We start from the raw sequence: 11,045 nt of genomic DNA on the forward strand, positions 1-11,045 counted from the left end.
CCCCGAGATGATGCGGTGCAAGCCTAACCCAATGGTTTCGCCAGCTGCGCGCGGCGCCGCCCTTGGAATGACATTCAAACAACAAGCAAGACAACATCAGGGAGAGATGCGTGACGGACGAGGTCGATTTCATCGTCGTGGGCGGCGGCAGCGGCGGCGCAACGGTTGCTGGCCGCTTGTCGGAAGATCCGGCGACATCCGTGGCGCTGCTCGACGCCGGGGGACGCAACGACAACTGGATCGTGACCACGCCCTACATGCTGTTCCTGATGGTCGCGGGGCCCGTGAACAACTGGTCCTTCACCACGGTGCCGCAGAAGGGCCTGGACGGGCGCATCGGCTATCAGCCGCGCGGCCGCGGGCTCGGCGGCTCCTCGGCGATCAACGCCATGGTCTACATCCGCGGCCACCGCGCCGACTACGATCATTGGGCTGCACTCGGCAATGCCGGATGGTCGTATGACGACGTACTGCCCTACTTCAAGCGCTCCGAGAACAATGCCGAGTTCGACGGCGAGTATCATGGCCGATCGGGACCGCTGCCCGTCAACCGGCTGCGGACCGACAATCCTGTGCACGAGATTTTCCTCCAGGCCGCGCGCGAAGCGCAGTTTCCGATCCGCGACGACTTCAATGCCGAGACGCAGGAAGGGCTCGGGCTCTATCAAGTCACGCAAGCCAATGGCGAGCGCTGGAGCGCGGCACGGGCCTACATCCAGCCGCATCTCGGCAGCCGCAGCAACCTGCGAGTCGAGACTTTGGCGCATGCCTCGATGATCCTGTTCGAGGGCAAGCGCGCGGTCGGCGTGAAGTATCGCCAGGGCAAGGAGGTCAAGGAGATCCGCTGCCGGCGCGAAGTGATCCTCGCCTCCGGCGCGTTCCAGACCCCGCAATTGCTGATGCTTTCAGGCGTCGGCGACGCAACTGCACTGGCGCGCCTCGGCATCGCCAGCGTCCACCATCTGCCGGGTGTCGGACAGAACCTGCAGGACCATCCGGATTTCATCTTCGCCCACACCTCCGACAACCCCAACTTCTCTTCCCTGTCGCCGAAAGGCCTGCGTCGGCTGCTGGCGGGCATCGGCCAATATCGCCGCGAGCGCCGCGGCGTCCTGACCTCGAACTTCGCCGAATGCGGCGGCTTCCTGAAGACGCGGCCTGATCTCGACATCCCCGACATCCAGCTGCATTTCGGCATGGCCGTCACCGACGATCACGGCCGCAAGCGCCATGGCAACGGCTTCTCCTGCCATTTCTGTCTGCTGCGACCGAAGAGCCGCGGCACGGTCGGTTTGAGGAATGCCGATCCGCTCGCCGCCCCACTGATCGATCCCAACTTCCTGGGCGAGGCCGACGATCTCGAAACCATGGTGGCCGGCTACAAGACCACGCTGCGGCTGATGCAGACGCCGGCGATGCGCAGCCTCGGCAAGCGCGACCTGTTCACGTCGGACGTCAGGACCGACGACGACATTCGCGCCGTCATGCGCGCCCGCGTCGATACGGTCTACCATCCTGTCGGCACCTGCAAGATGGGCGTCGACGATCGACTCGCCGTGGTCGATCCCAAGTTGAAGGTGCATGGTCTCTCCGGCCTGCGCGTGGTCGACGCCTCGATCATGCCGACCCTGATCGGCGGCAACACCAATGCGCCAACCATCATGATCGGCGAGAAGGCCGCCGACATGATCAGGAGCGAGCTGAAAGGCTGAGTCCGCTTGCCATCGAGGGATATCAACCTGCGGATCAGCAGAGCCTCACGTCAGCAGGAAGCCGCCGTCCACCGTGACGACGCTGCCGGTCATGTAGCGCGAGGCGCTGGACGCCAGCAGCAGGATTGCGCCGTCGAGATCGCTCTCATGGCCGACGCGCCGCTGCGGAATGCGCTTGATCAGCTTCTCGCCCGCAGGCGTCTCCCAGACGTCGTGATTGATGTCGGTGTCGATATAGCCGGGCGCCAGTGCGTTGACGCGGATGCCGCTCGCCGCAAGCTCCAGCGCCAGCGCCTTGGTCGCCTGCACCACGCCGGCCTTGGAGATCGCATAAGGCGAGATGAACTTGACGACGCTGAAGCCGAGCACCGAGGCAATGTTGATGATGTTGCCGCCGGCCTTGCGCGCCGTCATGCGCCGCGCCGCTTCGGTTGCGGCGAAATAGGCGCCCTTCAGATTGGCGCCGATCACGGCGTCCCAATCCGCCTCGCTCTGCTCGACCGCGAGCTTCTCCACCGCGATGCCGGCGTTGTTGATCAGCACCGTGACGGGCCCGAGCGCGGCTTCAGCGACATCCATGCCCCTGGCGATCGACGTCGTGCTCGTCACGTCCATCTCGACCGCGGCGGCGCGACCACCCCTCGCCCTGATCTCCTCCTCCAACGCCTTGAGCTTGCCGGTCTGGCGGGCCGCGAGCGCAACGGCGGCGCCATGCGCCGATAGAACCCGCGCGAACTGCCGCCCGAGTCCCTGGCTCGCGCCGGTGATCAGGATCACCTCGCGGCTGACATCGAACAGGTCGGACATGGTCCCTCCCACAGTTTCCTCATTTGTTGCAGCGCATTGATACAGACGATTTGAAACAGCGCAAACCGGAATCGTTTACCGGACCGGCCTACAACCGCGGCGGAGCAACCATGAACGCATTCGACCTCGCCGCTTGTGCAGCACTGATGGTTGCCGTCTACAGCGGCTTCTCGACCGGGCTGTTGCGCAGTGCCATCACGATTCTGGCCTACCTGCTCGCGATGCCGCTGGCGATGGGCGCGGTCGCGGCGATGAGCCCGCAACTGCGCGACGTGCACGGCACTCCGCTGGCACAGAACTGGCTGCAGTTCTTCGCCGCCTTCGTCGTCATCGGCATGGCGCTGGGCAAGATCGGCCGCATCCTGCTCGACGAGGCGATCGGTTCCGAAGCCGGCTTCGGCGACCGGCTCGGCGGCGCTCTGCTGGGCGCAGTGCGCACCGGCATGGTCGCGACCACGCTGGTTCTGGTGTTCGACAGGATCGTTCCACCCGAGCGTCAGCCGCGCTTCCTCGAGGGATCACGCCTGCGGCCGATGCTCTCGCTCGCAGGCGCAAAAGGCTTCCGCTCGCTGCCTCCGGAGGTCGCAAGCCTGATCGATCGGCTGAAGCAGGAACGGCGCATCTGATCGACCTGGCGACGCCGCCTCTCCCCTCCCTGGCGAGCCATGCAATTCGGCACAGGCCGGCTGCTCTTATCAGCGGCAATGCGGTTGGCTAGAATGCGCGCATCTTCCTTCCAGCCTCACTGACATATCGGAGTGATCAATCGTGGATCTCGGGATCAAGGGCCGCCGCGCCATCGTCTGCGCCTCCAGCAAGGGGTTGGGCCGCGCCTGCGCCATCGCGCTCGCCAATGAGGGCGTGCATGTCACGATCACGGCGCGCGGCGCCGAGGTGCTGGCAAAGACCGCAGCCGAGATCCGCGCTGCCAATCCTGGCGTCACCGTGACGGAAGTGGCGGGCGACATCACCACGCCTGAGGGCCGCGCCGCCGTGCTGAAGGCCTGCCCGGATCCGGACATCCTGATCAACAATGCCGGCGGCCCGCCGCCCGGCGATTTTCGCAACTGGACCCGCGACGACTGGATCAAGGCGCTCGACGCCAACATGCTGACGCCGATCGAGCTGATCAAGGCGACCGTCGACGGCATGATGGCGCGCAAATTCGGCCGCATCGTCAACATCACCTCGGCCGCGGTGAAGGCGCCGATCGACATCCTCGGCCTCTCCAACGGCGCCCGCGCCGGCCTCACCGGCTTCGTCGCCGGCCTGTCGCGCAAGACCGTGATCAACAACGTCACCATCAACGCGCTGCTGCCGGGGCCGTTCGAGACCGACCGCCTGCTCTCGACGGCAAAGGGCGAAGCCGAGAAGCGCGGTGTCACGCCGGAGCAGATCCTCGCCGACCGCGCCAAGACGAACCCTGCAGGTCGCTTCGGCGATCCCGAGGAATTTGGACTCGCCTGCGCCTTCCTGTGCGGCGCCAAGGCCGGCTACATCACCGGGCAGAACATCCTGCTCGACGGCGGCGCCTTCCCAGGCACGCTGTAAGACAGACTTCCTTGGGCGGTCTGGCGCGGAAACCTGCTACGCCACCTCCGGGCTTTCACCTCGCCCCGCTTGCGGGGAGAGGTCGGACTGCATCGCAAGATGCAATCCGGGTGAGGCGGGCTCTCCCGCGAACGCGGGTGTCTGTGGAGAGTCCTCCTCACCCACCCCTCTCCCCGCAAGCGGGGCGAGGGAGCGCAGTGCCGGCGCAATAGGAATTCGAATCCAACTAATAAAGCTGTGAGTTCTGTTTGCCATCCGCGCTATGAATACAGCGACTCTACCTTTCCGAACGACCTACCGCTTCGTGGTCTCGTCCTCGTCGCGCTGGCTCGGGCTCGACGAATCCGCCGTGGTGCGGCCTTCCGTCCAGTCGATGCCGAAGGCGTCGAGACCTTCCGCAAGCAGATCGCCCAGCATCGGCTCGCCCAGCAGATAGCGCGCGGTGTGGCGGTCGCGCTGGCCGGCGGCCTCGCGGCGCAGATCGTCCCACTCGTCGATATCGCCGTCACCGCGGCCGAGCCGCATCAAGGCGACGAGATCGGTCTGCTCGTCCTCGGTCATCGCGTTGATGAAACCGGTGATCTCGCGCACCACAGGATCATCGCCGCTATCCTGGAGCACGTCGACCATGTCGTCATCGACGGCATTCGAGCCGGATTCCTCATCGGTCGCCTGCTCCTTGACGTCGAACTCGCGCGCCTTTTCGATCAGGAAGGCGACCTTCTCGGGCGATATCGTCAGCTCTGGCATGGCGTTCTCCTCATGGACGGAATGCAGCAACGCTTGTTCCGGGCAGTTGATCCATTGCGCCGGAATAAGCCACGCGGCATCGTGACCGGCATCAAGAATACGACGAGGAAGCGCGCATGTCTTGGACGATCGGCCGGGTCAGGATCACCAAATTCGTCGAGCTGGAGACTGTCGGCGGCACCCGCTTCATCCTGCCGCAGGCAACGCCCGAGGCGATCCGCGAGCTGTCCTGGCTCGCGCCCGATTTTGCGACCGATGAAGGCCGGCTGAAGATGTCGATCCACACCCTGGTGCTGGAAACACCGACGATGCGGATCGTGGTCGACACCGGGCTCGGCAACGACAAGCAGGGCCGCAGCGTGCCAATGTGGAACAACCGCGCGACACCGTTCCTGGAGACGATGAGCGCTGCTGGCCTCCCGCCTGAGAGCATCGACATGGTGATCTGCACCCACCTCCATGTCGACCATGTCGGATGGAATACGCGGCTGGTCGACGGCCGCTGGGTCCCGACCTTTGCCAATGCGCGCTACGTCTTCGGCCGCAGCGAATATGAGCATTGGCGCAATCACAGCGAGGCCGCCGACGAGACCGCGACCTTCGCCGATTCCGTGCAGCCGATCGTTGCGGCCGGACGTGCGGAGCTGGTCGGAAGCGAGGCTGTGATCACCGACGAGATCACGCTGATCCCGACGCCGGGCCACAGCCACGGTCATGTCGGCCTGCACATCCGCTCGGATGGCGCGCAGGCCCTGCTCACCGGGGACGTCGCCCATCATCCCTGCCAGATGGCGCATCTCGATTGGAGCTCGACGGTCGATTCCGATCCGGCGCAGGCGATCGTGACCCGGCGGACGCTGTTCTCGCGTTTTGCCGACACTGAGACGCTGGTGATCGGCGGCCATTTCCATGCCGGCCATATCCGGCGGGACGGCGCCGCCTTCCGCTTCGAGGCATTACAGGGCAGCGGCGACGCATAGCCCGCGAGGTTGAATTTCCTCCCGCCATGCTCCATGACAGGGCTCTGGAATACCAAGGAATTGAGGGAGAGAAACCAATGAAGCTTGTTCGCTACGGCGAGAAGGGCGCGGAAAAGCCGGGCCTGATCGACGCATCCGGCCAGTTGCGCGACCTGTCGGCGCATGTGAAGGACCTCGACGGCGCCGCCTATGCGCCGGAGTCCCTGAAGAAGCTCGCCGCGCTCGATCCGGCCTCCCTGCCCGCCGTCGCCGGCAAGCCGCGGCTCGGCGCCCCCGTCACCGGCATCTCGAAATTCGTGGCGATCGGTCTCAATTACTCCGACCATGCCAAGGAGACCGGCAACCCGATTCCGGCCGAGCCGATCTTCTTCCTCAAGGCCAACACTGCGCTGTGCGGTCCCTATGACCAGGTCGAGAAGCCGCGCGGCTCGACCAAGCTCGACTGGGAGGTCGAGATCGCCGCCATCATCGGCACCCGCGCCAAATACGTCTCCGAGGCGGAGGCGCTGAACCACATCGCCGGCTACACGATCTGCAACGACGTCTCCGAGCGCAACTTCCAGATCGAGCGGCTTGGCCAGTGGACCAAGGGCAAGTCGCACGACACGTTCGGCCCGGTCGGCCCGTGGCTCGTCACCAAGGACGAGATTCCAGACGTGCAGAACCTGTCGATGTGGCTCGACGTCAACGGCCAGCGCCGCCAGACCGGCACCACCGCGACGATGATCTTCTCGATGGCGAAGTGCATCTCCTACGTCTCGCAGTTCATGACGCTGCTGCCCGGCGACATCGTCACCACGGGCACGCCTCCGGGTGTCGGCATGGGCATGAAGCCGCCGACCTTCCTCAACGTCGGCGACGTCGTCACGCTCGGCATCGAGCGCCTCGGCGAGCAGCGCCAGGAGATCATCGAGGCGTAAGGCGCGATATCGACTTGTGAGTCATTCCGGGATGGCGCGTAGCGCCAGACCCGGAATCTCGAGATTCCGGGTTCGATGCTTCGCATCGCCCCGGAATGACCAGCCAGAGGACACTACCGATGAAACTCACCTTCTCGCCCGCCTCGCCGTTCGCCCGCAAGGTGCGCATCGCCGCCATCGAGCTCGGGCTGATCGACAAGATCGAATTCATGGCCGCAGCGGTGACGCCGGGCCAGGCCAATGAGGAGTATTCGAAGATCACGCCGCTGAAGAAGCTGCCGGTGCTGATCCTCGACAACGGCGACGTGATCCTGGATTCCTATGTGATCGTCGAGTATCTCGACGAGCTCGCCGGCGGCAACAAGCTCATTCCGGCATCGGGTCCCTCGCGCTGGAAGGTGAAGAGCGAGCATTCGATGCTGCAGGGCATGCTCGATTCGATGCTGTTGTGCCGCTACGAGGCGATGGTGCGCCCGGAGGGCCTGCGCTGGCAGGCGTGGTCCGACGACCACTGGAACAGAGCCTGGATGGGCATGGCGCGCTTCAATGCGCAGCCCGACTTGATGACGCGCCCGTTCGACATCGTCTCGATCGGACTCATCTGCGTGCTCGGCTATGCTGATTTCCGGTTTGCGGATTGCGGCTGGCGCAAGGCGTTTCCGACGCTCGACGCGTTCCACAACAAGATGCTGGAGCGGGAATCGGTGAAGGTCTCGGTGCCGCCGGCGGCTTGATCGCCGAACAGGAGCTGACGTGACGCTGACATTCTCGGTTGCAGACACGACCATTCATCGCATCATCGAGCAGGAAACCACGTTCCTGCCGGCGCGCGAGATGTTTCCGGAGCTGACGCCGGAGATGCTGGCAGCGGAACGCAGCGCGCTGCAGGCGGCCGGTGCCCTCGATGCGCAGGACACGCTGATCCTGTGCTTTCAGTCCTACGTGGTGAGGACGCCTCACCACACCATCCTGATCGACAGCTGCATCGGCAACGACAAGCCGCGCGCGCGGCCGGTCTGGAACATGAAGACCGACGACACCTACATGCGGGCGCTTGCGACTGCGGGCGTGTCGGTCGACGACATCGACGTCGTGATGTGCACCCATCTGCACACCGATCATGTCGGCTGGAACACGCGGCTCGACAACGGCCGCTGGGTGCCGACCTTTCCGAATGCGCGCTACGTCTTCGCGCAGCGCGAATATGATTACTGGGTGGCGCAGAACGCCAAGGCCGAGGTGCCTCCATTCGCCGACAGCGTGCTGCCGGTGGTCGAGGCCAAGCGCGCCGACATCGTGAAGGATGGATTCGCGATCGGCGATCACGTCCGCCTGCTGCCGACGCCGGGGCACACGCCCGGCCATGTCGCGGTCGCCGTCGGCAAGGGCAAGGACGACGCGGTGTTCTCCGGCGACCTGATGCACTCGCCGCTGCAGCTTGGGCTTCCCCAGCTGTCACCGAAATTCGACGTCGATCCGGCGCAGGCCGCAGCGACGCGGCGCACCTTTCTCGATCGCTATTGCGACACGGCGACGCTGTGCTGCACGGCCCATTTTCCCTCGCCCTCGGTCGGGCGTATCAGGCGCAAGGGCAACGGCTTCGCCTGCGAGACCGTGTAACGCTCGCAGATCTCAGTCGACGATGAACAGCTTGGCGCCTTTCGGCGTAAAGGACCGATGGGCGGCGTCGCCGAAGTCGGAGACCTGGTAGCTCATGCCCGCCGACAGAGTGAACCTGCGACCATCCTTGAGCTCGCTCTCGAGTTCGCCTTCCGTCACCAGCAGGATGTGGCCGCGATCGCACCAATGATCGGCGAGATAGCCCGGCGTGTACTCGACCTGCCGCACCCGGATGTCGCCGATCATCAGCGTCCGCCAATAGGCCGTGCCCTGCTCTCCCGGATGCTCGGTCACGGGAACGGCCGACCAGTCGATCACGGTGAAGGGAAGGGTCGGAATTTTCATCGGCGCGCTCTGCTCGGAGATGGGTTGGCGGGGTCGAGACCGCGCCACCGCATAGAGCGAACCGCGCCGGAGATCAAACCCGCCTTCCAGTAGCGTCCTGCCGTCAATCGAACAGGCTGGGCGTATGGTTCACCGCGGCGCCCTCGATCGCCAGCATCCTCAGCTTGGTGTCGACGCCACCATTGGCGGAGAAGCCGCCCGGCTTGTTGCCGGCCGCGAGCACGCGATGGCATGGCACCACGATGGGACACGGGTTGCGGCCCAGCGCCTGACCGACCTCGCGCGACAACTCGACGCCGCCGAGCTGTTTGGCGATGTCGCCATAGGTCAGGGTCCGGCCCGGCGGGATCCGGCGCGCGATGTCGTAGACGCCGCGCTGGAATGCGCTGACGCCGTCGAGATCGAGAGCCACGTCGGTGAGATCATCCGGCTCTCCGGCCAGTAGCGCCTTGACGCGGGTGATGACGCGCTGCACATGCGCCGGCGGCTCATCCTCGCCGATGCCCGGGTGGCGCTGCTGCATCCGGGTCCGGGTCTGCGCGACGCCGCTCATCGGCAGTTGCACCGCGTTGATTCCGCGCGGTCCCCAGGCGATCGCGCAAGTGCCGATCGCGGTCTCGAAAAGTGCGTAGAAGTGGTCAGACATGGCGGGCTCCATCGTCGATCTGCCCCGTATCATCTGCCAGTCAAAATAGGCTTGGAGAATGTTGCGATCCACCCGGATTCTGCCAATGTCGACAGCGGAAGCACCGTGACGCCCATCGGCAGGCCGAGAGGATGGGAGCACGACGCAGAGGCAGCCCGGTGCAAAGAGCGGGAGCCCCGTCCGAGGAAGCCAAGGCGAGGGAGAAGGACATGAAGCTGACCCCGGAGCAGATTGCATTCTTCAACCGCGAGGGCTGGCTGTTCCTGCCCGAGCTGTTCAGCCCGGAGGAGACCGCGTTCCTCGCCCACGAGGCGGAGGCGATCTACGCCGCCAACAGGCCCGAGGTCTGGCGCGAAAGGAGCGGCGCGCCGCGCACGGCGTTTGCCGCCCATCTCTACAACGACGCCTTCCGCGTGCTCGCGGCGCATCCGCGCATGATCGAGCCGATCGAGCAGATCTTCGGCGAGAAGGTCTACATGCATCAGTTCAAGATCAACGCCAAATCGGCCTTCACCGGCGATGTCTGGCAATGGCACCAGGACTACGGCACCTGGAAGCGCGACGACGGCATGCCGGAACCGCGCGCGATGAACATCGCGATCTTCCTCGACGAGGTCATGCCGATCAACGGCCCCTTGATGCTGGTGCCGCGCAGCCAGCATGCCGGCGACCTCGAGGCGTCGCACGATCTCGCGACGACGTCCTATCCATTGTGGACCTTGGACGAGGCGACGGTGACGCGGCTGGTCGCGGAAGGCGGCATCGTCGCGCCAACCGGAAAGCCGGGTGGCATGCTGATGTTCCACGGCAATCTTGTGCACGGCTCCGCCGGCAACATCACACCCTATCCGCGCAAGATCGTGTACCTCACGCTCAACGCCGTCTCGAACCATATCCGCAGCCCGACGCGGCCGGAGTACATCGCGCATCGCGACTTCACGCCGATCGAGACGGTGCCGGACGATGCGCTGCTACAACTGGCGCGGGCGCATCGCGAAGCGGCGGAGTAGAGCACAGCACTCGCCACGAAAAATGTCGTCATGCCCGGGCTTGACCCGGCCATCCATCAATCAGGACGACGGCCCCCGTTGGGGATGGATGGCCGGGTCAAGCCCGGCCATGACGGGGAAACTGATAGCCGCCCTACCGCGCCTCCAAGAAACGCTGGAATTCTCCAATGAACCTCCACGCCCTCCTCCAAGCGCGCAATGCCTCCGGCAAGCCCGTCCGCGTGGCACTGATCGGCGCCGGCAAATTCGGCTCGATGTTTCTGGCGCAGGTACCGCATGTCGCGGGCCTCGAGGTCCCCGTCATCATCGACCTCGATCCCGAGCGCGCCCGCGACGCGTGCCGGACGGTCGGCTGGAGCGCCGAGCTGATCGCGCGCACGAATTTCAGCCCCGATGGTTCGAAGGCGACGGGTGACGGCGTTGATGTCGTTGTCGAAGCGACTGGCAATCCTGCTGCCGGCATCCGCCATGCGCGCGCCGCGATCAAGGCTGGCAAGCACATCGTGATGGTCAATGTCGAGGCCGACGTGCTGGCCGGGCCGCTTCTTGCGGAAGAGGCGCGCAAGGCGGGCGTGGTCTATTCGCTGGCCTATGGCGACCAGCCGGCGCTGACAGCCGAGCTCGTCGACTGGGCACGCGCGACCGGCTTCCACGTGGTCGCGGCCGGCAAGGGCACGAAATATCTGCCGGCCTATCACGACGTG

The 11,045-nt window shown here is 65.2% G+C and carries 13 protein-coding genes (1 of these 13 cut by a window edge); 9 read left to right on the forward strand and 4 right to left on the reverse strand.

What is annotated here, in order from left to right:
• Positions 1-110: 110 nt before the first annotated feature.
• Positions 111-1,712, forward strand: coding sequence for a GMC family oxidoreductase (locus tag QX132_RS08775; RefSeq protein WP_316160762.1), 1,602 nt, complete (start codon positions 111-113; stop codon positions 1,710-1,712).
• A gap of 45 nt (positions 1,713-1,757) precedes the next feature.
• On the opposite strand, the gene QX132_RS08780 is transcribed toward QX132_RS08775, so the two are convergent.
• Entirely contained in the window at positions 1,758-2,519 is a 762-nt protein-coding gene (locus QX132_RS08780) for an SDR family oxidoreductase (RefSeq protein ID WP_316160763.1), read from the reverse strand.
• Between the two features lie 110 nt (positions 2,520-2,629).
• Between QX132_RS08780 and QX132_RS08785 the strand changes: the two genes are divergently transcribed.
• Positions 2,630-3,145 carry a CvpA family protein gene (locus tag QX132_RS08785; RefSeq protein ID WP_316160765.1) on the forward strand — a complete coding sequence of 172 codons (516 nt, stop codon included), beginning with the start codon at positions 2,630-2,632 and terminating at the stop codon, positions 3,143-3,145.
• Between the two features lie 142 nt (positions 3,146-3,287).
• Positions 3,288-4,070 (forward strand): SDR family oxidoreductase, encoded by a 783-nt coding sequence (locus tag QX132_RS08790; RefSeq protein ID WP_315753786.1) that lies wholly within the window; start codon positions 3,288-3,290, stop codon positions 4,068-4,070.
• 294 nt (positions 4,071-4,364) lie between these two features.
• Here QX132_RS08790 and QX132_RS08795 read toward each other — a convergent pair whose 3' ends face one another.
• Entirely contained in the window at positions 4,365-4,820 is a 456-nt protein-coding gene (locus QX132_RS08795; protein ID WP_315736261.1) for a DUF3775 domain-containing protein, read from the reverse strand.
• 116 nt (positions 4,821-4,936) lie between these two features.
• Between QX132_RS08795 and QX132_RS08800 the strand changes: the two genes are divergently transcribed.
• The 4 genes from QX132_RS08800 to QX132_RS08815 all read left to right on the forward strand — a co-directional run bounded on the left by QX132_RS08800 (position 4,937) and on the right by QX132_RS08815 (position 8,340).
• A complete protein-coding gene (locus tag QX132_RS08800; RefSeq protein WP_316160767.1) occupies positions 4,937-5,800 on the forward strand; it encodes an MBL fold metallo-hydrolase in 864 nt (287 codons plus the stop codon).
• Between the two features lie 77 nt (positions 5,801-5,877).
• On the forward strand, positions 5,878-6,720 hold the full coding sequence (locus QX132_RS08805; RefSeq protein WP_315718081.1) for a fumarylacetoacetate hydrolase family protein: 843 nt from the start codon (positions 5,878-5,880) through the stop codon (positions 6,718-6,720).
• 119 nt (positions 6,721-6,839) lie between these two features.
• Entirely contained in the window at positions 6,840-7,454 is a 615-nt protein-coding gene (locus tag QX132_RS08810) for a glutathione S-transferase family protein (RefSeq protein WP_315778313.1), read from the forward strand.
• 19 nt (positions 7,455-7,473) lie between these two features.
• Positions 7,474-8,340, forward strand: coding sequence for an MBL fold metallo-hydrolase (locus tag QX132_RS08815; protein WP_316160769.1), 867 nt, complete (start codon positions 7,474-7,476; stop codon positions 8,338-8,340).
• A gap of 12 nt (positions 8,341-8,352) precedes the next feature.
• Here the strand turns inward: QX132_RS08815 and QX132_RS08820 are convergent, their stop codons facing one another.
• Entirely contained in the window at positions 8,353-8,685 is a 333-nt protein-coding gene (locus QX132_RS08820) for a DHCW motif cupin fold protein (protein ID WP_316160771.1), read from the reverse strand.
• Positions 8,686-8,788: 103 nt separating this feature from the next.
• A complete protein-coding gene (locus QX132_RS08825; protein ID WP_316160772.1) occupies positions 8,789-9,331 on the reverse strand; it encodes a methylated-DNA--[protein]-cysteine S-methyltransferase in 543 nt (180 codons plus the stop codon).
• A 209-nt stretch (positions 9,332-9,540) separates the two neighbouring features.
• Between QX132_RS08825 and QX132_RS08830 the strand changes: the two genes are divergently transcribed.
• Together QX132_RS08830 and QX132_RS08835 are read left to right on the forward strand one after the other, a co-directional pair.
• Positions 9,541-10,341 carry a phytanoyl-CoA dioxygenase family protein gene (locus tag QX132_RS08830; protein ID WP_315778310.1) on the forward strand — a complete coding sequence of 267 codons (801 nt, stop codon included), beginning with the start codon at positions 9,541-9,543 and terminating at the stop codon, positions 10,339-10,341.
• Positions 10,342-10,508: 167 nt separating this feature from the next.
• Positions 10,509-11,045, forward strand: partial view of an NAD(P)H-dependent oxidoreductase gene (locus tag QX132_RS08835; RefSeq protein WP_316160773.1) — the beginning only. Its footprint extends 807 nt past the window's final position; only the first 537 of its 1,344 coding nucleotides appear in the window; its start codon is at positions 10,509-10,511; its stop codon lies beyond the right edge, outside the window.

Source organism: Bradyrhizobium sp. SZCCHNRI20481 (assembly GCF_032485055.1).
In the GTDB taxonomy this organism is placed as follows: domain Bacteria; phylum Pseudomonadota; class Alphaproteobacteria; order Rhizobiales; family Xanthobacteraceae; genus Bradyrhizobium.